The sequence below is a fragment of the Ruegeria sp. CK2 genome (genome assembly GCF_056536585.1).
Genome location: NZ_JBQFPW010000001.1, coordinates 238,499 through 263,761 on the forward strand (window position 1 = coordinate 238,499; position 25,263 = coordinate 263,761).

General features: G+C 56.2%; 30 protein-coding genes. 16 read left to right on the plus strand and 14 right to left on the minus strand.

Going from position 1 to position 25,263, the window contains the following annotated elements:
- Nucleotides 1-43: 43 nt before the first annotated feature.
- The 3 genes from ACR0BU_RS01125 to ACR0BU_RS01135 all read left to right on the plus strand — a co-directional run bounded on the left by ACR0BU_RS01125 (nucleotide 44) and on the right by ACR0BU_RS01135 (nucleotide 2,377).
- Nucleotides 44-946 carry an EamA family transporter gene (locus ACR0BU_RS01125; RefSeq protein WP_480735167.1) on the plus strand — a complete coding sequence of 301 codons (903 nt, stop codon included), beginning with the start codon at nucleotides 44-46 and terminating at the stop codon, nucleotides 944-946.
- 16 nt (nucleotides 947-962) lie between these two features.
- Nucleotides 963-1,568 (plus strand): inner membrane-spanning protein YciB, encoded by a 606-nt coding sequence (locus ACR0BU_RS01130; protein ID WP_300067460.1) that lies wholly within the window; start codon nucleotides 963-965, stop codon nucleotides 1,566-1,568.
- 140 nt (nucleotides 1,569-1,708) lie between these two features.
- Nucleotides 1,709-2,377: a Crp/Fnr family transcriptional regulator gene (locus tag ACR0BU_RS01135; RefSeq protein ID WP_298932623.1), complete on the plus strand. Its 669-nt coding sequence runs from the start codon at nucleotides 1,709-1,711 to the stop codon at nucleotides 2,375-2,377.
- A gap of 395 nt (nucleotides 2,378-2,772) precedes the next feature.
- Here ACR0BU_RS01135 and ACR0BU_RS01140 read toward each other — a convergent pair whose 3' ends face one another.
- The 6 genes from ACR0BU_RS01140 to rpiA form a co-directional block, all read right to left on the minus strand.
- Nucleotides 2,773-4,212, minus strand: a complete 1,440-nt coding sequence (locus tag ACR0BU_RS01140; protein ID WP_298933466.1) for a Do family serine endopeptidase — start codon at nucleotides 4,210-4,212, stop codon at nucleotides 2,773-2,775.
- 175 nt (nucleotides 4,213-4,387) lie between these two features.
- Nucleotides 4,388-4,582 (minus strand): DUF2065 domain-containing protein, encoded by a 195-nt coding sequence (locus ACR0BU_RS01145; protein WP_480735165.1) that lies wholly within the window; start codon nucleotides 4,580-4,582, stop codon nucleotides 4,388-4,390.
- On the minus strand, nucleotides 4,582-5,475 hold the full coding sequence (hflC, locus tag ACR0BU_RS01150) for a protease modulator HflC (RefSeq protein WP_299078253.1): 894 nt from the start codon (nucleotides 5,473-5,475) through the stop codon (nucleotides 4,582-4,584). Before hflC ends, ACR0BU_RS01145 begins: the two co-directional genes overlap by 1 nt.
- On the minus strand, nucleotides 5,475-6,617 hold the full coding sequence (gene hflK / locus ACR0BU_RS01155) for an FtsH protease activity modulator HflK (protein WP_298932629.1): 1,143 nt from the start codon (nucleotides 6,615-6,617) through the stop codon (nucleotides 5,475-5,477). The genes hflC and hflK overlap by 1 nt, the downstream gene beginning before the upstream one ends.
- A 72-nt stretch (nucleotides 6,618-6,689) precedes the next feature.
- Complete coding sequence (gene gor / locus ACR0BU_RS01160) at nucleotides 6,690-8,048, minus strand: glutathione-disulfide reductase (RefSeq protein ID WP_480735164.1); 1,359 nt, start codon at nucleotides 8,046-8,048, stop codon at nucleotides 6,690-6,692.
- Between the two features lie 128 nt (nucleotides 8,049-8,176).
- The gene (gene rpiA / locus ACR0BU_RS01165; RefSeq protein ID WP_299885075.1) at nucleotides 8,177-8,965 is read right to left on the minus strand and encodes a ribose-5-phosphate isomerase RpiA; all 789 of its coding nucleotides are present in this window, start codon (nucleotides 8,963-8,965) and stop codon (nucleotides 8,177-8,179) included.
- A gap of 167 nt (nucleotides 8,966-9,132) precedes the next feature.
- On the opposite strand from rpiA, the gene ACR0BU_RS01170 reads away from it, so the two are divergent.
- From ACR0BU_RS01170 to ACR0BU_RS01180, 3 genes are read left to right on the plus strand one after another with little or no spacing between them, the layout of a single operon-like run.
- Complete coding sequence (locus ACR0BU_RS01170; protein WP_299885078.1) at nucleotides 9,133-9,834, plus strand: glutathione S-transferase family protein; 702 nt, start codon at nucleotides 9,133-9,135, stop codon at nucleotides 9,832-9,834.
- A 1-nt stretch (nucleotide 9,835) separates the two neighbouring features.
- The gene (locus tag ACR0BU_RS01175; protein ID WP_480735161.1) at nucleotides 9,836-11,209 is read left to right on the plus strand and encodes an L-serine ammonia-lyase; all 1,374 of its coding nucleotides are present in this window, start codon (nucleotides 9,836-9,838) and stop codon (nucleotides 11,207-11,209) included.
- A 51-nt stretch (nucleotides 11,210-11,260) separates the two neighbouring features.
- Nucleotides 11,261-12,175, plus strand: a complete 915-nt coding sequence (locus ACR0BU_RS01180; RefSeq protein WP_300067469.1) for a DMT family transporter — start codon at nucleotides 11,261-11,263, stop codon at nucleotides 12,173-12,175.
- Here ACR0BU_RS01180 and ACR0BU_RS01185 read toward each other — a convergent pair.
- Nucleotides 12,120-12,848, minus strand: a complete 729-nt coding sequence (locus ACR0BU_RS01185; RefSeq protein ID WP_480755720.1) for a thiamine diphosphokinase — start codon at nucleotides 12,846-12,848, stop codon at nucleotides 12,120-12,122. The two genes, ACR0BU_RS01180 and ACR0BU_RS01185, sit on opposite strands and share 56 nt — an antisense overlap.
- 100 nt (nucleotides 12,849-12,948) lie before the next feature.
- On the opposite strand from ACR0BU_RS01185, the gene ACR0BU_RS01190 reads away from it, so the two are divergent.
- Both ACR0BU_RS01190 and ACR0BU_RS01195 read left to right on the plus strand, forming a co-directional pair.
- A complete protein-coding gene (locus ACR0BU_RS01190; protein ID WP_480735159.1) occupies nucleotides 12,949-14,508 on the plus strand; it encodes a hypothetical protein in 1,560 nt (519 codons plus the stop codon).
- A 200-nt stretch (nucleotides 14,509-14,708) separates the two neighbouring features.
- Nucleotides 14,709-15,257: an N-acetyltransferase family protein gene (locus tag ACR0BU_RS01195; protein ID WP_480735157.1), complete on the plus strand. Its 549-nt coding sequence runs from the start codon at nucleotides 14,709-14,711 to the stop codon at nucleotides 15,255-15,257.
- A gap of 8 nt (nucleotides 15,258-15,265) precedes the next feature.
- Here the strand turns inward: ACR0BU_RS01195 and ACR0BU_RS01200 are convergent, their stop codons facing one another.
- The 7 genes from ACR0BU_RS01200 to nthA form a co-directional block, all read right to left on the minus strand.
- Nucleotides 15,266-15,466, minus strand: a complete 201-nt coding sequence (locus ACR0BU_RS01200) for a hypothetical protein (protein ID WP_480735156.1) — start codon at nucleotides 15,464-15,466, stop codon at nucleotides 15,266-15,268.
- A gap of 63 nt (nucleotides 15,467-15,529) precedes the next feature.
- On the minus strand, nucleotides 15,530-15,760 hold the full coding sequence (locus ACR0BU_RS01205) for a hypothetical protein (protein ID WP_480735155.1): 231 nt from the start codon (nucleotides 15,758-15,760) through the stop codon (nucleotides 15,530-15,532).
- Between the two features lie 30 nt (nucleotides 15,761-15,790).
- The gene (locus ACR0BU_RS01210; RefSeq protein ID WP_298932648.1) at nucleotides 15,791-16,027 is read right to left on the minus strand and encodes a DUF2842 domain-containing protein; all 237 of its coding nucleotides are present in this window, start codon (nucleotides 16,025-16,027) and stop codon (nucleotides 15,791-15,793) included.
- Complete coding sequence (locus ACR0BU_RS01215; RefSeq protein WP_299078225.1) at nucleotides 16,027-17,322, minus strand: adenylosuccinate synthase; 1,296 nt, start codon at nucleotides 17,320-17,322, stop codon at nucleotides 16,027-16,029. Before ACR0BU_RS01215 ends, ACR0BU_RS01210 begins: the two co-directional genes overlap by 1 nt.
- Before the next feature lie 131 nt (nucleotides 17,323-17,453).
- A complete protein-coding gene (locus ACR0BU_RS01220; protein WP_299078222.1) occupies nucleotides 17,454-17,789 on the minus strand; it encodes a nitrile hydratase accessory protein in 336 nt (111 codons plus the stop codon).
- On the minus strand, nucleotides 17,786-18,460 hold the full coding sequence (gene nthB / locus ACR0BU_RS01225; RefSeq protein WP_480735152.1) for a nitrile hydratase subunit beta: 675 nt from the start codon (nucleotides 18,458-18,460) through the stop codon (nucleotides 17,786-17,788). Before nthB ends, ACR0BU_RS01220 begins: the two co-directional genes overlap by 4 nt.
- On the minus strand, nucleotides 18,457-19,071 hold the full coding sequence (gene nthA, locus ACR0BU_RS01230) for a nitrile hydratase subunit alpha (RefSeq protein WP_480735150.1): 615 nt from the start codon (nucleotides 19,069-19,071) through the stop codon (nucleotides 18,457-18,459). Before nthA ends, nthB begins: the two co-directional genes overlap by 4 nt.
- A gap of 150 nt (nucleotides 19,072-19,221) precedes the next feature.
- Here nthA and secG point away from each other — a divergent pair, with 150 nt between their 5' ends.
- The 8 genes from secG (at nucleotide 19,222) to ACR0BU_RS01270 (ending at nucleotide 25,232) form a co-directional block, all read left to right on the plus strand.
- The gene (gene secG / locus ACR0BU_RS01235) at nucleotides 19,222-19,587 is read left to right on the plus strand and encodes a preprotein translocase subunit SecG (RefSeq protein WP_120635078.1); all 366 of its coding nucleotides are present in this window, start codon (nucleotides 19,222-19,224) and stop codon (nucleotides 19,585-19,587) included.
- 159 nt (nucleotides 19,588-19,746) lie between these two features.
- Nucleotides 19,747-21,390 (plus strand): CTP synthase, encoded by a 1,644-nt coding sequence (locus ACR0BU_RS01240; protein WP_299078213.1) that lies wholly within the window; start codon nucleotides 19,747-19,749, stop codon nucleotides 21,388-21,390.
- A 100-nt stretch (nucleotides 21,391-21,490) separates the two neighbouring features.
- Nucleotides 21,491-22,267 (plus strand): isocitrate lyase/PEP mutase family protein, encoded by a 777-nt coding sequence (locus tag ACR0BU_RS01245; protein WP_480735148.1) that lies wholly within the window; start codon nucleotides 21,491-21,493, stop codon nucleotides 22,265-22,267.
- Nucleotides 22,268-22,337: 70 nt separating this feature from the next.
- Nucleotides 22,338-22,631, plus strand: a complete 294-nt coding sequence (locus tag ACR0BU_RS01250) for a DUF1330 domain-containing protein (protein ID WP_298932663.1) — start codon at nucleotides 22,338-22,340, stop codon at nucleotides 22,629-22,631.
- Between the two features lie 42 nt (nucleotides 22,632-22,673).
- Nucleotides 22,674-23,123: a tellurite resistance TerB family protein gene (locus ACR0BU_RS01255; RefSeq protein WP_298932665.1), complete on the plus strand. Its 450-nt coding sequence runs from the start codon at nucleotides 22,674-22,676 to the stop codon at nucleotides 23,121-23,123.
- A gap of 20 nt (nucleotides 23,124-23,143) precedes the next feature.
- Nucleotides 23,144-23,581: a tellurite resistance TerB family protein gene (locus ACR0BU_RS01260; protein WP_298932667.1), complete on the plus strand. Its 438-nt coding sequence runs from the start codon at nucleotides 23,144-23,146 to the stop codon at nucleotides 23,579-23,581.
- The gene (locus ACR0BU_RS01265) at nucleotides 23,578-24,330 is read left to right on the plus strand and encodes a phosphate/phosphite/phosphonate ABC transporter substrate-binding protein (protein ID WP_480735146.1); all 753 of its coding nucleotides are present in this window, start codon (nucleotides 23,578-23,580) and stop codon (nucleotides 24,328-24,330) included. Before ACR0BU_RS01260 ends, ACR0BU_RS01265 begins: the two co-directional genes overlap by 4 nt.
- Nucleotides 24,331-24,455: 125 nt before the next feature.
- On the plus strand, nucleotides 24,456-25,232 hold the full coding sequence (locus ACR0BU_RS01270; RefSeq protein ID WP_298932669.1) for an ABC transporter ATP-binding protein: 777 nt from the start codon (nucleotides 24,456-24,458) through the stop codon (nucleotides 25,230-25,232).
- Nucleotides 25,233-25,263: the final 31 nt, after the last annotated feature.

Below are 25,263 nucleotides of genomic sequence, written 5' to 3' on the forward strand. Positions count from 1 at the left end.
GCAGACAGCCCCCCAGCCTCTGCGCAAGCGAAAGCCCCGAGGCTTGAGCGACTGGCTGATTTCTCTGGAGGGTACCGAGGCAGGTCACCAACTTGCCCTCGGCCTCGCCCTGATGGCAGCCTTCCTGCATGCCGTATTTGGTGCGCTGCAAAAGGGTCGTCACGACGCATGGCTGTCACGCGGTGCAATCGACGCCTGCTATTGCCTGATGGCCACGCCTTTTGCTTTCTTTGTGGTGCCATGGCCGGAACCTTATATGTGGCCGATCTTTGCAATGGTTTGGCTGATCCACATTGCCTACAAAACGCTTCAGGCCATGGCCTATACCAAGGGCTCCTATACCGTCGTCTATCCGGTCGTCCGCGGAACCGGTCCGCTCTTCACGGTTATTGGCGCCTATTTGTTGTTCGGAGAAGTCTTCACCGGTCTGCAATGGTTCGGCGTTGCTGTCTTGTTGGCCGGAATATTTGGCTTGGCCGCCTATAACCTTCGCTTCCTGGAAACCGACCGCGACACACTGGGTGTCGCGCTGGCATTGGCACTGGCCACGGGTTTGTTCGTTGCGATTTACACCACCTATGATGCTTACGGCATCCGCGCCACGGCTGATCCGTTCACCTTCCTGGCCTGGTTTTTCATGATAGATGGGGCAGCTATGCCGATCTATGCGTTCTTCAGGTGGCGCGCCATGATCCATCGCCCTACCATCGGACCGCTGATGTTGCGCGGTCTCGCAGGGGGTATCATTGCTCCGCTGTCTTTCGGGGCGATCATGTTGGCCACGCGTCTGGACAAGGTCGGAGAAGCGGCTGTGCTGCGCGAGACGTCAACGGTGTTCGCAGCCTTGATCGGGTGGCTCGTTTTGAAAGAAACCGTCGGTCCAAGGCGTATTGCGCTGATGGCATTGATTGCACTCGGCGCTGTAATAGTTGAAATGGGCGGGTAAGTAGCAGGACGATAGCATGACCGAGAAAAAAGAAATCAATCCGTTTCTGAAGCAGGCCCTGGAATTGGGCCCACCCTTGGCGTTTTTCTTCATCTACCTGCGCTTGCGTGATGACAGCTTTCAATTCGGCAATACCGAGTATTCTGGCTTTATCGTTGCGACGATTGTTTTTGTTCCGCTGATGTTGGGCGCGATGGGCGTTCTTTGGTTCCTGACTGGCAAGCTTAGTCGAATGCAGATCTTCACAGCTTTCATGGTGATCTTCTTTGGCGGCCTCACAGCCTGGTTCAACGACGAGCGGTTCTTCAAGATGAAGACGACGCTGGTTTATGGATTTTTCGCGCTGATCCTGGGTATCGGTCTGCTACAGAAGAAATCCTATCTGGCCTACGTGCTGGACGAGATGCTGCCCATGCGCCACGAAGGCTGGATGATCCTGACCCGGCGCCTCTGCGCCTGTTTCGTCGTATTGGCGGTGGCAAACGAATTGGTCTGGAGAACATTGTCCACTGATCTGTGGGTCAAGATCGAAACTTTTGGGTTCCCCATCGCATTGATGGTTTTCCTGATGTTGCAGTTCAATCTGCTGCAAAACTTCATGGACGATCCCGACCACCAATAGCCAAAACTGACCTGAACGGCGGATTGCATCAGCAATTGGCCGCAGATTAACAAAAATCAGACAAAAAACCTTGGCTTAGCCTTCAAGCTGTGAAACCTTAACTCACCACTCACCATCCAATTCCGGAGAACAGCGCCCGAATGACGGCCTTCCCAACCAGCGGATTCCTGTCCGAAGCATCCGACGGGCTGAGAGAAATGCTTGCCGATCAAGCATCCGAAATTTCTTTGGCTCAGGGCGAAATTCTATTCGAACAAGACGACGAAGGCGACGCGTTGTACGCCATTTTGGACGGCACGCTCGAAGTTTCGTTTCTCGCGATGAGCGGCAGAAAGCTGACGCTGACGTTGATGCGTCCCGGCGAAGTGTTTGGCGAGATTGCTTTGTTCGACAGCGGTCCTCGCACAGCCACCGTCGCGGCCGCAGAGCCCTCGCGCGTTCTGCGTGTCCGTCGCAGCGACGTCATGAACCAAATCCGCCGACACCCTGATCTGGCCGTAGATATGGTCCGCCTCGCCGGTTTAAGGATGCGGTGGATGGGATCGCAACTCAACGAGCAGGTCTTTCTGCCGATGCCAATACGGCTGGCTCGGAAACTCCTGCATTTGTCCGGCCTGCAGGACGACCCAACTGAACGTATCACATTGTCGCAAAGCGAGTTGGCTGAATTCGTTGGAGCAACACGTGAGGCCGTGTCCAAGACAATTGCCACATGGAAACGTGACAATGTCGTTGAAGCCTCTAGGGGTGGCTTGCTGATACAGGATTTCGACGCCCTACGCGAATTGGCAGATTCCGACCTGATCTGACCGCGTGTGAACTCCTTCACATACCAAGAACAAGTCCTGAGCTAATTTGGATTCGTTACCGTAGGAGGTCAGAGAATCATCCCCGATATCTGTCCACTGACCTCTCCCTGTATCTGAGCCATATGCCCGCACGGCATATGGCTCATTTTCTTTTCAGCATTGTCACAAACCAGACTTACGTTGTCATCGGCAAGCAATGGTGAACTCTCTGTTTTCAGAATTCCCGGATGAAGTGTTCATTAACGACTTCATTTTGCGAAAGCATATGTCCAACCTGCGCCGCTTCTGTGCCGTTCAGCCATTCCCAGTTGTCTAAAAGAAAGGAGGCCCAAAATGAGCCTCCTTAACAATCATCTTAGTGGTCGCCTGTCGGCATTGCCCAACTGCCTCTTGCTTTACTCTTCCAGGCTCAGCGCAACAAAACGCGGATCACCGCCTCGACGCACCAAAAGCAACAGGGATTTTCGCCCAGCTACGCGCGCTTCCTCCATTCGTCCTTCCAGATCTTCGATCGTTTCGACCTTTTGCTGACCCGCTTCGGTAATCAGGTCGCCTGCACGTAGCCCTTTGGCATAAGCCTCGGATGCCTCATCCACATCAGCGACAACCAGCCCTTCTGCATCAGCGTCCAGACCAAGATCTTCCCGGAATTTGTCTGTTAGCGGGGAAATGGTCAGACCCAGGATATCAGCATTTTCACCACCCTCAGCGTCAGGTGTTTCTTCTTCTTCGCTTTCGCTGCTTTCAGCGTCTTCACGACGTCCCAGCGTAACCAGAATGGTCTGTGTGCCGCCGTCGCGCTGAACAACGACCCGCACGGATTTCCCCACCGTAGTCTCGCCAACCTGACGTACCAACCCACGCGTATCTTCAACGTCAACACCGTCAAAGCTGAGGATCACGTCACCCGCTTTAAGGCCGGCTTCTTTTGCCGGTCCTTCGGGTACATCGCTGATCAATGCGCCGCCGGGTTTCTCCAGCCCCATTGCCTCTGCCATATCTTCCGTAACGTCCTGAATGCGGACGCCGAGCCAACCGCGGCGCGTTTCTCCGAACTCACGCAGTTGATCTACAACTTTGATCACCACGTTGGAGGCCATTGAAAATCCGATACCGATAGAGCCGCCATTGGGCGACAAGATCGCGGTATTCACACCGATGACCTGCCCGTCCATGTCAAACAGCGGCCCGCCCGAGTTGCCACGGTTGATCGCTGCGTCGGTCTGAATGTAGTCATCATAGGATCCGCTAAGCGCCCGATTGCGGGCCGAAACAATCCCGGCTGAAACGGAAAAGCCTTGTCCCAACGGGTTGCCCATTGCGATGACCCAATCACCGACCCGAGCGTTGTCACTGTCGCCGAAGGTCACGTATTTCAGCGGCCCCGATGCCTCGACCTTAAGAAGCGCGATGTCGGTTTTCTCGTCAGTACCGATAACTTCAGCGGGTAGTTCCTTTTTGGGCTGACCGTCGCCCGGGAAGAATTCAACAAGGATTTCGTCTGCTTCGGCGATGACGTGATTGTTGGTGACGATATAACCGTCTTCGGAAATCACAAAACCCGACCCCAGCGCGTTGCTGCGGCGCGGACGATTTTCGTCATCGCCGTTGCGGTCTTGAAAATCCCGAAAGAAGTCTTCGAATGGCGACCCTTCGGGAACGATACCCTGCGGGCCGGTCTGCCCTTCTATCAAGGTGGATGTAGTGATGTTCACGACCGCAGGGCTGATTTGTTCCGCCAACGGCGCCAGGCTTTCCCCCCGCGCATGCGCGGCCATCGTCTGTGCCAAAACGAGTAGCATGCTGGCAAAGGCCAGCCACATCAGCCGCATCATAACACTAACATCGTCCCAACGGACGGACACACTGCGCGCTTTTGCCTGCACTTGGGATCTCCTTGTCGACTAACTATCCCGACGGATATGCCGGTATTTCTAACCAATGTAGTCAGTTTGGGTCTGCCCGCAACTCGGGAACAGGGGGAAATCACCAGCACGTGACATCACCAGATCAAAATCCCAACTGATATGCGCCCCACAAAAGAACAAAACCGCTGACCACACAAAGCAAACCCATCAGACGCCGGGCTGGTTCCGGCAGGGCGCGCAGCGCCTCTAACATGCGCTCAATAAGCGAAGGGGCCAGCGTATAGGCCAGCCCCTCGACTATCAATACCAGCCCGAAGGCCAGAAGGATCAGGCCCATTACTCGGCTACCGCAGCCGGCGCTTGCCGGCCGGTGGGAGAGCTGAGGTAGTTGAAGAACTCTGAATCCGGGCTCATTATCAACGAGCTGTTTCCGCCCTGCAGCGCATTCTCATATGCAGTCAGAGAGCGGTAGAATTCAAAAAACTCAGGGTCCGCGCCGTAAGCTTCGGCAAAGATCGCGTTGCGTTCAGCGTCAGCTTCACCGCGGATGATCTCGGCCTCGCGACGCGCGTCAGAAACCAGCTCCACAACCGTCCGGTCGGCTTGAGCGCGCACACGCTGCGCGGCCTCGTTACCGCGGGCACGCTCGTCGGTCGCTTCCCGTTCCCGTTCGGCTTTCATCCGATCAAACGTTGCTTCGAGGTTGGCTTGCGGCAGGTCAGTGGCCTTCAAACGAACGTCAATCACGCTCACGCCCAGCGCCTGCGCCTCGGCAATCGCGCTGTTGCGGATACGAAGCATCAACGCGGCACGATCCGAGCTGAGGATATCGCGAGACGATACCGAACCCAGAACCTCACGAGTTTCGGCGCGCAGGATCCGGTCCAGACGGTCTTCGGCAACCGGAATACCGCCGACACCAACCGCCTGACGGAACTGTTCAAGGTCTGAAATCCGGTAGCGTGCAAACGCGTCAACCACCAGACGGCGATCATCCAAAGGCGTAACCTCAAGCGGCTGAACGTCGATGGACAAGATACGGTCGTCGTATCGGACTACTTCTTGAATAACCGGGATTTTGAAGGCGAGACCAGGCTCTTCCTTGACCGCAACAACGCGACCAAATTGCAGAACCAACGCGCGTTCGCGCTCGTCCACGATAAAGATCGAGGACAGACCCACAACCGCCAGGATGAAAACAAGGATCAGAATAATAGGTGATTTACGCATCAGTTGCTCTCCGCGGCAGGGCTACGACGCAGCTCGTTAAGCGGCAGATAGGGTACGACACCCTGCCCCTGCCCGCCTGAGTTCTGGTCCAGAATGATCTTATCTACGTCGCCCAGAACCTGTTCCATTCGCTCAAGATAGAGACGCTTACGGGTGACATCCGGCGCTTTGGAGTATTCTTCAAGAACCGCGCTAAAGCGGCTGGCCTCACCCTGAGCGCTGTTTATCTGCTGAGCACGATACCCTTCAGATTCTTCCAGGATTTGCGCAGCTTCACCACGCGCCTCGGCGAGAACCCGGTTGGCATAGGCGTCAGCGACATTCTGCAATCGGTCCCGCTCCTGCGCGGCAGCCTGAACGTCGCGGAACGCGGCAATCACGTCCTGCGGTGGGTCGGCCTTGTCGAAGTTCACCCGCACAATGTTCACACCAGAGTTATAGCTGTCCATCGTGGACTGGATCAGTTCCTGCAGGCGATCCGCAATAATACCCCGATCCCGGTTCAGGATCGGAGCCAGCTCTGATTGCGCAATGATCTCACGCATGGCGGATTCCGACACGGCCTGAATGGTTTGCTTAGGATCTCGCAAGTTAAAAAGGTACTTGGCGGGGTCGTTGATGTTCCAGACAACCTGATAGTCGATGTCGACCACGTTTTCGTCGCCGGTCAGCATCAGACCGTCATCGCTGCCACGCGCTCCGCCCATATCTTCGTTCTGTTCGCGGGTCACCGGAATGACCTCGGCGGTCACAAGCGGCCAAGGCGCAAAGTTAAGGCCCGGGTTACCGACGGCAGAGAACTCGCCCAGAAACAACTCAACAGACTGTTCTTCTGGCTTGACCGTATAAAAGCTTGCTGCCGCCCAAAGACCAGCCGCGACCAACAGACCAATGGCAACAGTGCCTTTGGTGAAGATGGGACCGCCACCACCACCCTTGCCATTCGAACCACGGCCACCGCCGCCGCGCCCGCCCATAAGGACGCGCAACTGCTCCTGGCCCTTCTTCATCAGCTCGTCGATCTCGGGAATCTGCGGGCCGTCGCTTTCGGGGGGCTTGCGCCCGTCCCCGTTGTTACCCCGATTTCCTCCGCCACCCGAGGAGCCTCCGCCCCCCCAGGGGCCACCGCTGTTGCCCGCCATATTTTTCAATTCCTTCGCTTAGGCCCGTGTGATCACGGGGTCCCTTGTAACTTGTGTGCGCGTACTTGCAAATCAAGCAGTGCGCACAGGTTGCCGCATTGTCACCAATTCCTCGGCCATCACCGGGTGAACCGCGACCGTACGGTCAAAGTCTTCCTTGGTTGCGCCAATCTTTACCGCAATACCTGCCAACTGAATCATCTCACCTGCGCCCGGCGCGACGATGTGACAGCCTAACACCTTTCGTGTCGCCTGGCTGACAATCAGTTTCATCAAAACACGCTGGGTTCCACCAGCAAACGCTTTCTGCATCGGTTTGAACGAGGTGGCATACACCTCGATCGGTTCCTGTTCGGCGGCCTCTTCCTCGCTCAGGCCAACCGTGCCCATTTCCGGCTGGGTAAAGATCGCTGTTGGGATAAGCTCGTGATCGACCGGTGTAGGGTTGCCCTTAAACACGGTTTCGACGAAAGCCATCCCCTCGCGGATCGCAACCGGCGTCAGATTGACCCTGTCGGTGACATCGCCAATGGCGAAGATCGAGGGAACGGCCGTCTGGCTGTAGTCATCGACGACAACCTCGCCTTTACGCCCCCTCTCAACACCCAAAGCTTCAAGCCCCAGATCATCGGCATTCGGCGCGCGGCCCGTCGCGTACATAACCGTGTCAAACAGTTGTTCAGACCCGTTGGTCGCCTTGACCCAGATCTTGTCGCCCTGCTTCTTCATCTCAAGCACGTTTGTGCCCAGGTGAACATCGATCCCGTTCTGGCACATTTCTTCGCTGATCAACCCACGCGCCTCGTCATCGAAGCCGCGCAGAATTTGCGCGCCGCGATAAAACTGTGTCGTCTTGACCCCAAGCCCGTTCATGATCCCTGCAAATTCGCAAGCAATGTACCCGCCGCCGACAATCAACATTGTCTCGGGCATCTTTTCCAGATGGAAGATTTCATTCGACGTAATCGCCAGCTCTGATCCTGGAAACGCAGGCACAACCGGACGACCGCCTGTGGCCACCAGAATGTGCTTGGCGGTCTTGCGCATACCATCGGCCAGCTCGACTGTGTGTGCGTCCACCAAATGGGCACGCTGATCAAAGCTTTCGACGCCGTTGTTCTTCAGGATACTGCGATAGATACCTTCCAACCGATCCAGTTCTGCATGCAGTTTGCCGCGGAACGTTTCCCAATTGAAAGCACCGGGTTGAATGTCCCAACCATAAGCTTGTGCGTCAGCCACGGTGTCAGCAAATTCGCTGGCAAAAACCATCAGCTTTTTCGGAACACAGCCCCGAATGACACAGGTTCCGCCATAACGATCCTCTTCAGCCAACGCCACTTTGGCGCCGGTTTCGCCAGCCGCGACCCGCGCCGCGCGTACCCCCCCCGAGCCACCACCGATGACGAATAGATCATAGTCAAAGCTCATGCCGGGTTCCTTCGTTCAACTTGCAAGAATTCTCTGGATATCTGGGCGCAGAAAAACGCCTGCCAACCCCTTTGGAGAGGAAATAGCTGCTTTTCTTACAAGATTTGCGCCGCGACACATCAAATGGCTCAATCCGACAAATCGGAGAACAAGTTTTCGCCGGCCCCTTCGATCAACTGGTCCAGCTCGATTGTGCCCTCGTTGATGTCGCGTAATTCAACCCGACCATCCCCATGCCCGATGACGACCTTGTCGCAAATGTCGATGAACAAGCCATTCTCGACCACGCCCGGCACCTGATTCAGCACCAAGGCCATTTGCCGTGCGTTGCCAATGCGTTGTAGATGCAGATCAAGAATATGGTTTCCCTCATCCGTCACAAATGGCGCCTCACCATTCATACGCAGTGCAGCCGAAGTGCCAAGCACATCCATTGTGTCCAGTGCTTCTTCGATCAACGTTCGCGTGGTTTGCCAACCAAACGGGATCACCTCGACCGGAAGTGGGAAAGCACCCAGTGTTTCGACCTCTTTTCCCGCATCCGCAATCACGATCATCTGGTCACTGGCGGTGGCCACGATTTTTTCCTGCAAATGCGCACCACCGCCGCCCTTGATCAGGTTTAGATCGCCGTCAAACTCGTCTGCTCCGTCGATGGTCAGATCCAGCCACCCGGCCTGATCCAGCGAGACCACCTCGATACCAACCTCGCGGGCCAGCTGAGCGGTCCGGGTCGATGTCGGAACACCCATGATCCGCAGGTTTTCACCCTGAACCCTTTCGCCCAAACGGCGTACCAGCCAGGCGGCGGTGGACCCGGTGCCCAAACCGACACGCATTCCGTCTTCAACCATGTCGGCTGCACGGCGCGCTGCAACGTATTTTGCCATATCGATGGGCGACAGTTCTCCGGTCATGGCAGCTATCCTTTGTTTTTCTGTCGATCTTATACGGAATGCGTCGAACGACTGCGAGCCCGAAATCGCCTAAGCGCTTACCAATGATGTCGCAAAAATACGCGTTTCCTATCGGAAACGTCGCAATCAAGTCTTCCTGTTTCCACGTAGCGCTATAAGTAGACAGAATGACGACGCTGTATCGCCTCCACTATGCTCCTGACAACGCCTCGCTGGTGATCCGACTGGTGTTGGAAGAAATGGACCTGCCCTATGAAACTGTGCTGGTCGATCGCAGCCGGAACGAGCAAGAAAGCGTGGCCTACCGGGCGCTAAACCCGAACGGGTTGATTCCTGTTCTTGAGACATCGCAAGGCCCGATATTTGAGACGGCCGCGATTCTGTTGTGGCTGGCAGACACCCATGGTGAGCTCGCGCCCTCCTCAGCCAGCCCTAACCGCGGTGATTTCTTGAAATGGCTGTTCTTTGCGTCAAACACGCTGCATTCAGATCTGCGTATCCTGTTTTACGCGGACCAGTACATTGAATCTGCAAAGGCAGCGGAACTGCGCGCCGGAATGTGTCCTCGCCTGCGTCGACACCTGAACGCACTAGATACGGTGGCAAAACAATCGCCCGAATGGCTACACGCCGATCACCCATCGATCCTGACCTATTATCTGGCCTGTATGATGCGGTGGATGGCGCTGTATCCTGCCCGAATGGATCGCAGCTGGTATCAGCTGCCCGACACGCCCTATCTACAGAAAATTCTGATGCAACTTGAAACCCGCCCTGCGACGCGTGCAGCCATTGCGGCCGAGGGTCTTGGGGTCACACCTTTCACATCTCCCACTCACGCCACTCCTCCTGAAGGCTCAGCTATCTGACATGTTCCTCTCTGTCTTTGATATGTTCAAAGTGGGCATTGGCCCATCCTCGTCGCACACAATGGGACCGATGGTTGCCGCTGCCCGGTTTCTTGACATGATGCGCGCCTCGCCATTTGAATTTGCGGGACTGCGCGGGTCGCTACACGGCTCGCTGGCCTTTACTGGTGTCGGCCATGCCACAGATCGGGCGACCATCCTGGGCCTGGCAGGGTTTGTTCCGGACACCTACGACAACGCCAAAGCCGAGGCCGCATTGGCGGCGATCTCCGAGAGCCACTCCGTTACGCCCGACGGTTTGCCAACCCTCAAATTCGATCCCAAGGCCGATCTTCTCTTTGATTATGAAAACACCCTGCCGGGTCACGCCAATGGCATGATCCTGATGGCGACGGACGCACAAGGCGACGTCATCCTGCGCCAAGTGTATTACTCGATCGGTGGCGGCTTTGTGATGACCGAGGAAGAACTGGCTGCAGGCAAAGCAACCGACGAAGGCGCACCGGTTCCGTTTCCCTTCAAATCTGCCGCCGAGATGTTGGAGATGTCCAATTCCAGTGGCAAAAGCATCGCCCATATGAAGCGCGAAAATGAAATCGCGCGCGGGTGCGCCAACAGTTTTGCCAAAGGGTCGGCCCGCTTGTGGCAAGTGATGAATGACTGCATCGAACGTGGGCTGTCCACGGATGGTATTCTGCCCGGAGGTCTGAGCGTGCGCCGCCGCGCAAAGGGTATCTACGATGCCTTGATGGCCGAGCGCGGTATGAACCTGACAGCGCCGCACACCATCAACGACTGGATGAGTGTTTACGCCATGGCCGTGAATGAAGAAAACGCGGCCGGTGGTCAGGTCGTGACAGCCCCGACTAATGGCGCGGCGGGCGTGTTGCCTGCTGTTCTGCGTTACTACTTGGATCATGTCCCGGGCGCATCAGAAAGCCATATCGAAGACTTCCTTCTGACCGCAGCCGCCATTGGAGGGCTGGTGAAATACAACGCCTCGATCTCGGGGGCCGAGGCTGGTTGCCAGGCCGAAGTTGGCAGCGCGTCTGCCATGGCCGCTGCGGGTCTGTGCGCAGTAATGGGTGGAACCCCGGAACAAGTGGAAAATGCTGCCGAGATCGCGTTGGAACATCACCTTGGCATGACATGTGATCCAGTAGCTGGTCTTGTTCAAGTGCCTTGCATCGAACGCAACGGGCTTGGCGCGATCAAAGCCGTTTCGGCGGCGTCACTGGCACTGCGCGGCGATGGTCAGCATTTCGTACCTTTGGATGCGGTGATCGAAACCATGCGCCAGACCGGGCAGGATATGCATGAGAAGTATAAAGAAACTTCACTCGGTGGTCTCGCGGTGAACATTCCCAACTGCTGAACGAGCGTTTAGCCCTTCCCCCCCGGCACAGCTTGACCTAGCGTGCCGGGCATGACCCAGGATCGCCCCGTCTTTGGCATCGTTCTGATGCTTGGTTTTTGTGTGCTCGCGCCGCTTGGCGACGCGACGGCGAAGCTGTTGGGGGAAACCACACCATTGGGTCTGTTAGTGATGGTGCGTTTTGCGATTCAGGCGCTGATCCTGATTCCGTTGATTGCCGCCACCGGCCGCCCCTGGCGAATGCGCGGACGCATTCTACGACTGACAATGATCCGCACTGTGCTGCATATCGTTGGGATTACAGCAATGTTCAGTGCCTTGAAGTTCCTGCCGCTTGCAGATGCCGTCGCGATCGCATTTGTGATGCCATTTATCATGCTGCTGTTGGGGAAATACGTGCTGGGCGAAGAGGTTGGCGCCCGACGTTTGATCGCCTGTATCGTTGGATTTGCAGGCACATTGCTGGTTATTCAACCCAGCTTCGCAGAAGTCGGCGCGCCTGCCTTGCTACCCCTAATCGTCGCCGTGGTTTTTGCGCTTTTCATGCTGGTCACACGGCAGATCGCAAAAGAAACCGATCCGGTTTCGTTGCAGGCCGTGTCTGGTGCGTTTGCGACGATACTATTACTGCCAGTGCTTTTGATCGGAACGAGTGCCGACATCTGGGAGATCTCGGTGATCGTACCGACTGGCAACTCCCATTGGCTATTGCTGGGCATCGGTATCCTGGGCACCGTGGCGCATCTGTTGATGACCTGGTCGCTGCGCTACGCGCCCTCGGCCACTTTGGCCCCGATGCAGTATTTGGAAATCCCGGTTGCGACCCTGATTGGTTGGATGATCTTCAAAGATCTGCCTGACGGTCTTGCCGCGCTTGGGATTTTCATCACGATCCTTGCTGGGCTTTACGTCATTCTGCGCGAGCGGGCCACAGCCCGGTCTGCCCCGACAGAAACGCCTGCATGACCTGATCCAGCGCGTTGCGCGGGACCATAACCAGCAAGCCCGGTCCATCCATCTGCAGCTCGACCTCTGACAAGGCGCGATTGGACGTGCCCACCTGCCCGTTCGGTTCAAAAATCAAATCCTCGATGGGCCACTCCAACCCATTGCTGCGGCCAGTTACCCGAGCAAGTGGAAACAAAGACACTATGTCTCCGGGCGCTATTGCCAGCGAAATCTTAGGCGGCGCATGAAAGACTACTTCGTGTTCGCCAAACAAAACGCATGCTCGGTCTTGATAGGTGACCAGAGTATTGAGCACCGCTAACTGGTGATCCAGACGCCCGCCTAAAAACCCAGCGCCCAGAACCAAGGGTGCCTGCACACTGCGCAAGGCCTTGTCAAAATCCGTGCTGTCTTGTTCCCGTATGGGAAACAAGCGGTCGTCAGGGATTCTGTCTTTGATTGTACTCTCTAACGAATCAAAATCGCCGATGACAGCATCCGGCAATCGCCCCGAATCTACCAAAACCGCTGCTCCACCATCCGCCGCGACAACGGTGGTGACGCGATTCAGCACCAAATTCAGGTCATCTGGCCCAATCTGACCGCCTCCAAACAGCCCAATGGGGCCATTTGACCGTATAATTGTCCCATTTTTTCTAAGATTGACCATTTTTTCCGGATTTGGACACATTGAGACCACAAAATGATAGGTTCATACAAAAAGTTTTAAGCCAACAGGTGTGCCCGGACCCGGGCAAGTTGGCTCGTAGTTTGTAGAGGACATGTGTCTGATGGTACAGAATAACAAAGTGTTGACCGTTTCTTATGGAACCTTTTCCTGCACATTAGAAGGATTTGACAATTCCTTCGAAACTCTGAAAGCCATTGCCGACTACTTCCGCGAACTCGCTGCGGATGACCGGTATTTCGGATCTGAGCCGCCACAGCCAGATGCAGAAATGCTAAACCGCATCGCTCAGCGCAATCCCTCCCAACACATCGAGGCCAGTCACAGCGAAGCCGGTCTGTTGCTGCGCGCCACAGAAGCTGCTGCGCCCTCAACTGCAACTGCACCCGAAGAACCGACCTCGCAAGCCGCCTCGCTGAACATGATTGAAACGCCTGCCCCCGAAGCACAGACAGAGCCTGATGTTGCCAAGACAGACAGGCCCGTTGGCGCAGCAGCTGCGCCTGCTGATAGTATAGCATCCAAGTTGCAACGCATCCGCGCCGTCGTTTCACATTCGGATGCAAACCCACAGGGCTATGTCGAAGACGAAGACACCTCGTTGCTAAAAAGCAAAGAAGCCCCAGCAGACGCACTTACCGCCGCGTTCGAGGCGGGCGCGCTGAGTTCAGAAGATTTACAGCCGGCAAACGTTAAAAGCCCGTTTTCAATGGATGACCCCCAGCCAGTGACCGAGACGGCGCGGAAAGACGATCCTCAAACTGACGAAATTCTCTTTTCTGATCTCGACGAAACGTCGGAGGTCGAATTAGACGATGACGGCATGCTCAACATCCTGAGCGATGAGGAAGTTGCTAGCCAGCCGGAAGGCGCGTCGATTGAGGACGCGCCGGGTCAAACCGCCGAAGGTGTCATCACCGCCGAAGATGAGGCAGACCTGCTAGATGAGATTTCGGAAGTCGAATCAAAGCTTTCGGATCCGTCAGGCATCAAGCTGGCCGAGAAGACCGATCCGGACCAGGATGTTTTTCGCCTCATGGAAGAAGCCGGAACACAGATGGAAGACCCGGCCAACAACAACAAACGCGAAACCTACTCGCACCTACGCACAGCGGTTGCCGCAACCGAAGCCGCGCGCAAGGTTGAAGGTGACGCTGGACAGAAATCACTGGATCAGGACTATCGCGGCGATCTGGCGTCCGTGGTCAGCCCCCGCCGTCCGGACACGAATACGACCAGCGCGCGGCCCGACTACGATAGTGCTGCACCTCTTAAACTTGTTGCAGAACAGCGTGTCGATGACGGGACGGAAGACGCTGGCCCGGTTTCGCCGCGCCGCGTAAGTACTCAGTTGGAAGACGCTGTCCCCGAAGAGGGTGGTTTTGCCCAATTCGCCCGCGAACAAGAGGCACAATCCCTGCCCGATCTTCTTGAAGCGGCCGCAGCATACTTGTCCTTCATTGAAGGTCAGGAGCAGTTTTCGCGCCCGCAGCTGATGAACAAAGTACGGTCGTTCAAGCAAGATGAATTTGATCGTGAAGAAAGCCTGCGTTCTTTCGGACAATTGTTGCGCGACGGCAAAATCCAAAAAGCGGGTGGCGGTCGTTTCGCGGCGTCGCACCTGATTGGGTTTCGCCCAGACGATGCCCGCGCCGCGGGCTGACACTCAAGGAAATTGAACTAAAAGGGCCGAGAGTTTCTCTCGGCCCTTTGCTTTTTGCATAGCTCTGTCGACACCAAGAGATGTGCGAATTGCCACTCATGCGATCAATTGACCAAGTTATGCTGCAGCGCAGAATTGTGTTACAGTGAACCCGGCTTCCTTTTTTTGCCAAGATATCCCGCTCAGACAGAGGCCGCGCCATGCATGACATCGCAATCCGACGTTTGCGTAAATACGATAAGGCTCAGGTGATTACACATTTTAGTAATCTGGACAGCGAGGCCCTGACATCTCGTTTCGGCGTACCTGTTCGCCCACAACGGTTACAAACCTACATATCAGACATGTTTGGCACCGCAGCATTGGTGTTTGGCGCTTTCCCGGATACTTGCCTGCGCGGATTGGCAGAATTGTATCTACAACCTGACGGCAATGGTCACATTGCCGAAGCCGCATTTTCGGTGGAAAGCCCCTGGCAAGACCAGGGCATCGGTGACGCCTTGTTGTCTCGGCTGCTAACGGCAGCTCAAAACAGAGGGATTCGCGAAGTCCACATGCTCTGCCTTGCGACAAATCAAAAGATGAGGCGATTGGCGTCACGTCACCAAGCTGATCTTACTCTTTTGCCTGGCCAGGTTGCGGCGACGCTGACCACGCCGTGGCCCACTCCATTTAGTATGGCCGAGGAACTGACTGGTGAATACCACGCCTTTGCACGTGCGATTCTGAGTTGGCCAAGTAAACAATAGAGAATCAATTAAGCTTGGAAATTAAATGCCAGCGCGACATATGGGCCGGTCAGAATCAGATCAATTACGTTTTCGCCCTCTTCGAAATCCACACTCAGATGTCGATTCCCACCTGCAACGTCGATACGGTCGGTCCATTTCCAACTGGCTTGAACCACCGCCTCCCACTGAAAATCTGACCCAACATCAAAACCCCCAACATTACCCATGGCCGAGACACCCCAATGCGAATTGATCGCCCTGCTATATCAAGCGCCGATCAAGGGGTCGGTCTAACTCTCATCAGTGCTGGCAGTAAATCCTGCGACAGTCGTCGACAGGTCCAGATCCCAATGCCTTAGCCCACCGAATGCTTCGACTCGGGATTGGCCATCGTCAAACACCGAATAGCCCAAAACCAACGAGGTCATTGTGCCGTCCAATACCCAGTTTGCAATGTCATTAAACGGCCCGATGTTCACATCGTCGCCAAGGCATCGGTGCTCAAGCAGGGTCTCGTGCAAACTGTTTCCAGGCAACGGTCTGAGAGCGCTTCAGGACTGATCTGGATCTTCTTTGCCGACGCCCCGAAACACGAACTTGAATGGCAACGCCCACAATATGCCCAGAACGATATAAACCAGCAATTCCAACCAGATCGGTGGACGATCCAGCCAGTTCAATACCGTCACCACCGCCACAATATACAGCGGCAGCCCAACCAAAAGAACCACCAACGACCAGCGGCGACGCGCCTTATAGCTGAGGCCGGGTTTGTCCTCGCCACTCATCAGTCGGCAAATGGGTCGGTCACCAGGATGGTGTCGTCCCGTTCCGGGCTGGTTGACAGTAGTGCGACCGGGCACTCGATCAATTCCTCGACCCGGCGCACATATTTGATCGCATTTGCCGGCAGGTCCGCCCAACTGCGTGCGCCTTCAGTGGATTCGCTCCAACCCGGCACTTCTTCGTAGATGGGTTTGCAACGCGCCTGTTGGTCTGCGGCAGTCGGCAGGTAACCCAGACGTTCACCATCAAGTTCATAACCGGTGCAGATCTTCAGCGTCTCGAAGCCATCCAGAACATCTAATTTGGTCAGCGAAATACCATTCACACCGCTGGTGGCGCAGGTCTGACGCACGAGGCATGCGTCAAACCAACCACACCGGCGCTTGCGGCCAGTGACCGTGCCAAATTCATGCCCACGGGTTCCAAGGCGCAAGCCGTCATCATCGTCCAGCTCAGTCGGGAACGGGCCCTCACCTACACGCGTAGTGTAAGCTTTCACAATACCCAGAACAAAGTCCACGGAGCCCGGACCAATGCCAACCCCGGTTGCCGCTTGCCCGGCAATCACATTCGACGACGTCACAAACGGATAAGTTCCAAAGTCGATATCCAACAACGCGCCCTGAGCGCCCTCAAACAAGATACGCTTACCAGCCTTGCGCTTTTCATTCAGAACTTTCCAAACGGGTGCAGCAAACGGAAGGATCTGCGGCGCAATTTCTTTCAGCTGAGCAACCAGCGCATCCCTATCAACGGCCTCAATACCCAATCCTTTGCGGAGCGGATCATGGTGTTGCAGCGCCCGGTCTACACGCGCCTCAAGTGTCGCCTCATCAGCAAGATCGGCAACACGCACAGATCGACGACCAACCTTGTCTTCATAGGCAGGTCCGATCCCGCGACCTGTGGTGCCGATTTTCGTCCCTTTGCTCGCCGCTTCCTCGCGCGCGCGATCCAACTCACCATGAATGGGTAGAATCAATGGCGTATTCTCGGCAATCATTAGCGTTTCGGGCGTAATCTCGACGCCTTGCTTTCGGATCGAAGCAATCTCTCCCACCAGATGCCAAGGGTCCAGAACAACCCCGTTGCCGATCACACTCAGCTTACCGCCGCGTACAACACCTGAAGGCAGAGCATTCAGCTTGTAGACTTCACCATCGATGACCAGTGTATGACCGGCGTTATGCCCGCCTTGAAAACGCGCGATCACGTCTGCCCGCTCGCTGAGCCAGTCGACGATCTTGCCTTTTCCTTCGTCACCCCACTGGGCGCCGACAACAACCACATTGGCCATATCCGGTCCTTTTGCGCTGAGTTATCAAACTCGGCTCATATAGCGGGGCGCAAGCGGCAGGGAAACCGGTAATTCGACGCAGTCCACAATCGCTCTGCGTGCGATGCCTCCGGCGGCGGCAGCGCCCACTTCTAAGTGGGGGATATTCGAACGGGCTGACCGTGAGGTGTCGTCAGGTAGGCATTTTCCCAAGCGCTTTGCAGGCGCATAACATCTTCCGGCGCGGCTTCGCCTTGGTCTGCCAACAAATCTTCAAGCGTTTCGAGCCAAGCGTGGAAGTAGTCGTCACCACCATCCAGATCCCTGTTCAATCCATGACGCTTTAGAGTGTCCGAGAATCGTACCGCCCAGTCGGGCCAAGCGAACCGCCCAGCTTCGTTCAGCGCCACCGTCACTGCAAAGACCTGTGCATGCCAGGGTTCCGCAAACACTGGTTCGGGGGCGCAATGCACAATGCAATCCGTCATAGCGGTTCCAGGTAGCTTTGCCATAGATCCAGCACAACTTCGTCCTTCGGGTGTTCCGGGTTTGCCCAGAGTTCGGATGCAGGGAACACGACAGCGTAGAGCGGCTCGGGCGCTTCACCCAACCCGTGCGCGTTTGAGTCCGGCAGAACATGGGTTCCATGTAACTTGAGAACACGCCCCTTTGCGCCTGAGGCGTAGCCCGGCAATCGGGTGTGGCCCCCATCAACAAAACGATTTGCGGTTGGGCGCACTGTGCGGACGCTCTCGCCGATCTCGAATTTGATTGGAGTGTTCGAAGCGCGATCTGCCGGGCCGCCCTTGGCCAGAGCACCTGCAACAGCTTCGGCCTTCAACATTCGCGCCGCCAAAGGGTGGTCACCCTCACTTGCATCTCGCAGATCATCCAGAGTCAGAACGTCGTTTTCGACCAACAGGTCGGCCAGGCCTGATATCCACTTTTCATAGTAAGAAAACCGAGAGTAGTCCTTGGGTGACAAACGTTCCCGAGCGTGGCGCGACACGTCAATGTTCCATTGCCCCAAGAATCCCGAGGCCAGTGTCACGGCCAGTGCCCGCGCGTGCCAATTTTCGGCAAAGACCGGTTCGGATTCGGATTCGGGGCGGATCGCCCCGTCACCGAACCGTCCACCCATGTCATGAACCCGGGTCATGAACGCACCCTGGGTAATCCTGTGCCTATCATACTGTCGCGGGTTACCAGAGCTGCCAGTTCATCCTCGCTTAATCCTTCGGTTCGACCTGGGCGCATTGGCAAGACGAGGTACCTAATCTCGGCCGTTGAATCCCATACGCGCACAGAAGTGTCTTTGGGCAAACTGACACCGAATTCGGACAAAACCTTGCGAGGTTCCCGCACCGCACGTGCGCGATAGGCGTCAGATTTATACCACCCCGGAGGGATGCCCAGCAACGGCCAAGGATAACAACTGCACAAGGTGCAGACGACCATATTGTGCTGTTCAGGCGTATTCTCGACCACCACCATGTGTTCGCCTTGCCGACCGTAATACCCCAGATCCGCAACAACGGCGGTCGCGTCCTGCAGCAGAGCCTGCTTGAACTCCGGGTCAGCCCAAGCTTTGGCAACGACTCGTGCCCCGTTCTTCGGGCCGATCTTGTTTTGATATGTGTCGATAATCTCATCCAGCGCCGCCGGATCGATCAATCCCTTGCGGGTCAGAATCGTTTCCAGCGCTTTGACTCGAAGCGCAGGTTCGGGCGGCAATAGGGCATGCGGGTGGTCGTGATCATCATGTGGCATGGGCACAACTTGCGTCACTGATCATTTGGCTGTCCAGTCCCTTTACCGTGATATCAGATATCACGTCTTGTGATGCCAACTCGTCCCTTGCCCCCAGCTTCAAACTTGCATAAGTACCACGCGATACACGCTACGCCGCACAGGAACACCATGGAAAACGTCGTTCTCATCATCCATCTCCTCCTGGCCCTGGGCCTGATTGCCGTTGTTCTGATGCAGCGGTCCGAAGGCGGTGGCCTTGGCATGGGCGGCGGTGGCGGTGGTGCCATGGCGGGCCGGTCAGCAGCGACCGCATTGGGCAAAGTCACTTGGGTGTTGGCCGCGTGCTTTATCGTGACCTCGATCACCCTGACGATTCTAGCTGCGCAAAAATCCTCGGGCAGCTCGGTTATCGATCGTTTGGGCGTTCCGGCACCGGCATCGACCGAAGAAAGCACTCCGGCGGTTCCGTCGGCGGATGATCTGCTGCCACCCACGCAGGGTGACAATGCGCCGCTGATCCCGCAAGCCGACTAAGCCACAAAACCTAGAAATCTGACAGAGAGCTGCAACAGCATCTTGCGGTTCTCTTGCGCTGCCTGCGCGAATCCTTTATACGTGAAGTCCCGTGGTGCAGCGGTTTTTTCAAGCCGCCGGGCAGCTGATAATGACGTCTCACGGGAGCAGCCGAAAAACATGGCGCGTTTTATTTTCATCACTGGTGGTGTGGTTTCGTCCTTGGGTAAAGGACTGGCTTCGGCGGCTCTGGGCGCCTTGTTGCAGGCCCGGGGGTACTCGGTGCGCTTGCGCAAGCTGGACCCTTATCTGAACGTCGATCCGGGCACGATGTCTCCGTTTGAACATGGTGAGGTTTTCGTCACAGATGACGGGGCCGAGACCGATCTGGACCTTGGTCATTACGAGCGTTTCACCGGCGTCGCGGCGCGCAAGACCGACTCGGTCAGTTCGGGCCGGATTTATTCCAACGTGTTGGAAAAAGAACGCCGCGGCGATTATCTCGGCAAGACCATTCAGGTGATCCCGCACGTCACCAACGAAATTAAGGATTTCATCGCAATCGGTGAGGATGAAGTTGATTTCATGCTATGTGAAATCGGCGGCACCGTGGGCGACATCGAGGGCCTGCCCTTTTTCGAAGCGATCCGCCAGTTCAGCCAGGATAAGCCGCGTGGTCAATGCCTGTTCATGCACCTGACGCTGCTGCCCTACATCAAAGCCTCGGGCGAGTTGAAAACCAAACCGACCCAGCACTCAGTGAAAGAGCTGCGCTCTATCGGTCTGGCCCCCGATATTTTGGTCTGCCGTTCTGAAGGTCCAATCCCGACGAAAGAGCGCGAAAAGCTGGCCCTGTTCTGCAATGTCCGCGCTGACAGTGTGATCGCGGCTCAGGACCTGAGCACCATCTACGATGCCCCGCTGGCCTATCACCGTGAAGGTCTGGATCAAGCCGTTCTGGACGCGTTCCAGATCAGCCCTGCGCCTAAACCCGATCTGACCAAATGGGAAGATGTCAGCGACCGTATCCACAATGCCGAAGGTCAGGTGAAGGTGGCCATCGTTGGCAAATACACGCAGTTGGAAGACGCTTATAAATCGATTGCCGAGGCCCTGACCCATGGCGGAATGGCCAACCGGGTCCGCGTGAAGGTCGAGTGGGTCGATGCCGAAGTGTTCGACACCGAAGACGCCGCGCCACATCTGGAAGGGTTCCATGCGATCCTTGTCCCTGGCGGGTTTGGCGAACGTGGCACCGAAGGTAAGATCAAAGCCGCGCAATATGCACGCGAACATAAAGTGCCATATCTGGGCATTTGTCTGGGCATGCAGATGGCTGTCATCGAAGCGGCGCGCAACGTGGCCGGCATTAAAGAAGCCGGTTCAGAAGAATTTGACCACGAAGCAGGAAAGAAACGGTTCGAGCCGGTTGTCTATCACCTAAAGGAATGGGTGCAGGGCAATCACAAAGTCGAACGCAAAGTAGGCGATGATAAGGGCGGCACCATGCGTCTGGGTGCTTACGACGCCGTTCTGGCCGATGGCTCGAAAGTGAACGAGGTTTACGGCGGCACAAATATCGAAGAACGCCACCGTCACCGGTATGAAGTCGACATCAAATACCGCGACAAACTGGAAAAGGCAGGCTTGAACTTCTCAGGCATGTCACCGGATGGTCGCCTGCCCGAGATCGTTGAATGGTCGGATCACCCTTGGTTTATCGGTGTGCAGTATCACCCCGAGCTGAAATCCAAACCTTTTGACCCACACCCGTTGTTCCGCGATTTTGTACGTGCAGCCAAGGAAACGTCACGCTTGGTCTAAGCTTGAAATCACTGCAATGTGACGGAATACGCAGAATTTTCTGTACGTGATAGTCGATCACACGGATAACTGTCGTCAACACAGCGACAGGAGACCGGCCATGACTGATCAAATCACCCGCGCAGAACTCTTTGCCGCCCTGCACAAAAAGGGCGATCCAATTGTCCTCTACAATATCTGGGATGCAGGCAGCGCTGGTGCCGTACGTGATGCCGGGGCCAAGGCGCTGGCCACGGGCAGTGCTCCGGTTGCCATGGCGCAGGGTTTTGCAGATGGTCAGAACATACCCTTCGATCACGCGCTGGATAACGCCCGTCGGATCGTCGCGGCGGTAGATCTGCCGGTCTCGATGGATCTTGAGGGGGCCTACGCCGAAGACCCGGCTGAGATCGCAGTCAACGTTCGGAACGCCCTTGAAACCGGGGTCATCGGCTTTAACTTTGAAGACCAAATCATTGGCACCAAAGACCTTTATGACATCGAAACTCAATCGGCCCGGGTCGCCGCAATGCGTGAAGGCTGCGATGCAGCGGGCATCCCCGCCTTCATCAACGCGCGCACTGATGTCTTTCTGAAAGCTGCGCCCGACACTCACAACGACGCTATGCTAGACGAAACCATTTCCCGTGCCAGATCCTATGCCGATGCCGGCGCCAGCGGTTTCTTCGCCCCTGGTCTGAAAGACGAAGCCATGATCAAACGGCTGTGCGACGCAACCGATTTGCCCGTCAACATCATTGCCCTGCCCGGCACGCCCGACACGCCTACTCTGGCCGGGCTTGGCGTGGCACGGATCAGCTACGGGCCGGTGCCGTATCGGCAAATGCTCGCCTGGCTGCAGGACAATGCGCATAAGGCGATTGGCCCGTCGAACTGACCACCTTTAGGGGATTGCATTTTCTTCGTTTCCTTCGCACCTTGCGTGGGAATCCACAGGAGGACGCGCCGTGGCCAAAGGCTATTGGGTTGCCCATGTCGATGTGCACGATATGGAGACATACAAGAATTACATCGCCGCAAACGGTGCCGCGTTTGCCAAATATGGCGCAAAGTTCCTTGTGCGCGGAGGCGAGCGGGTCGAGCCTGAGGGTCAGGCCCGATCCCGCACGGTTGTAATCGAATTCCCCAGCTACGCCGATGCGCAGGCCTGCTATGAAAGCGATGCCTATCAAAAGGCCAAAGCCCTGCGTGACCCGGTCTCGACCGGCGATCTTGTGATCATTCAGGGCTATGACGGGTAGTCCACGCTTGGCGGACCACAAAATATGGAATAACCTGTTCCCATGCTGAAAAAGTTCTTTCAGGCGTTTCGACCGCCGCAACATGATCACCTGCCTGACCCGGATGCCGAACTGGCTTTAGGGGCCTTGATGGTGCGCGTTGCCCAAGCGGATCGAGACTACAAACTGGAAGAGATCAGCCTGATCGATCGCATTCTCGCGCGCCTGTATCAACACAACGCCATTGAGGCCGCCAAGGTGCGCGCCACCTGCGAAAAGCTGCACGCTGCTGCCCCAGAAACCGACACCTTCGGGAAGCTAATCCGCGAAACCACCGATTTGAAGGAACGTCTGGCTGCGCTAGAGGCGCTTTGGGAAGTTGTCGTCGCTGATGGCAACATGGACGAAGGCGAAATGAAGATCGTCGAAGAAGCTCGAATAGCGATGGGTCTAAGCTTCAATGACAGTCAGGCTGCGCGCGAGCGTGTGCAATCCCGCTTGGATGCGGGCTAAGCCGAGTCTATATCTGTCTCATGTTTAGTGATTTTTTATCCCGGCTGACCCAGCCTCAGCCCGATCCGATGGTCGATGACGATGCCCGCCTGGCCCTGACGGCCCTATTGGTGCGCATCGCACGATCCGACAACGACTATGCTGATTCTGAAATGGCCCGGATCGACCGGATATCAGCCGAGCGGTATGGCCTTTCGCCTTTCGAATCGGCGAGCCTGCGCGCGCAGGCCGAAGACCTGGAGGCAGAGGCACCAGATACCGTCCGGTTTACCCGTGCGATCAAAGAGGCTGTTGCCTACGAGGATAGGCTGGCCGTAGTTCAGGCGCTTTGGTCGGTTGCCTTGGCTGACGGTCATCGCACCGGTGAAGAAGATTCTCTGCTGCGTTTGGTCGTCAGTTTACTAGGTGTTAGCGATGTGGACTCTGCAATGGCACGGCAGAGCGTGGCGAAATCGTGACAGCCATGCTGGGCATGTATGACATGCCTGCCGTGCGGCCAGCAAATGATCGGTTCTGGGGTCTGATTCGTGCTGAATTGAACGACGGTCCAGCGCAACTGACCCGTAATTGCGACATGTGGAAGGTCTGGATGAGCCCGGACCTGATCTTTGCCCAAACCTGCGGGATGCCCTACAGAACCAAGCTGCATAATCACGTGCAATTGGTCGGTACGCCGGACTACGGATTGCCAGGATGCCTGCCGGGTTATTATCGCTCGGTGATTGTGGCCCGGTCAGAAGATCAGCGTGATCTGCAAGAGCTGGCGCAAGGTGTTTTTGCCTATAACGAGGCTCTTTCCCAATCAGGCTGGGCCGCGCCAATTACTCATTTGTCTCAGATGAGTCTGGTGCCGACAAGGCTGCTGGAAACGGGCGGGCATGCGTTATCCGCCGAAGCCGTCGCAGATGGAACGGCCGATTTTGCCTCGCTGGATGCGCTGACCTGGCTTTTGCTAGAAGAACATACAGATTTGGGGGATAGATTGCGTGAAGTGGCTGCCACTTCGCCGACCCCCGCGCTGCCCTTTATTACGGCCCTTGGGCGAGATGCTTGCCGGATTGCAGACGCGGTTCAGTCAGCCATTGTCGAACTGTCACAAGAAGACAGGCAGACGCTCCACATCCGGGGGCTGATCCCGATAGACGCGGATCAATATCTTGCCGTCCCAACTCCGCCTACGCCACAGGCGCTGCGGCACAATAGCTGACCGTTTTGGTGAAAACGTCTGGTCACTTTGGTGGATTCCGGGCTTGGTTTGGTGATTTGCGCATTGCATTGCTCTGATTTTTAAGCCCTAGTACCGCACCAACACCACAAGCTACTGGACCGTCCGTGACAGAACCCGCTCCCGTTATTGAGATCAACAACCTTCACAAAAGCTTCGGCAATCTCGAAGTGTTAAAAGGGGTCGACATTACCGCCCATCGAGGAGACGTGGTGTCGTTGATCGGGTCGTCCGGCTCAGGTAAATCGACGCTTCTGCGCTGCTGCAACCTGTTGGAAGACAGCCAGGAAGGTGAGATCCTGTTTAAGGGCGAACCGGTGCTTTGGTCGGGGAAAGGCCATAGCCGCAGACCAGCGGATTCCAAGCAAGTTCTGAGGATCCGCACCAACCTGTCCATGGTGTTTCAACAATTCAATCTTTGGGCGCATTTGACTATCCTGCAGAACGTGATGGAAGCGCCGATTACGGTTCTGGGCCGTGATAAGGCTGAGGTTGAAGATAGCGCTCGCAGATATCTGGAAAAAGTTGGCATCGGCGACAAGTGCGATGTTTACCCGGCCCAATTGTCTGGTGGCCAGCAGCAACGAGCGGCCATCGCCCGTGGTCTGTGCATGGAACCTGAAGCTCTGTTGTTTGATGAGCCCACATCGGCGCTCGACCCAGAGCTTGAGCAGGAAGTCATCAAGGTGATCAAAGATCTGGCTGCCGAAGGTCGTACCATGATCATCGTAACCCATGATATGAAGATGGCGGCTGACATCTCAAGCCATGTCGTGTTCCTTCATCACGGTTTGATCGAAGAAGAAGGCACCGCCGAAGATATCTTTACGTCCCCCGAATCCGAACGGCTTCGGGGCTTTCTATCCGCCACTCAGGCGGCATAACTTTCAGGAAGAAACAAACTGGGGAGTAACC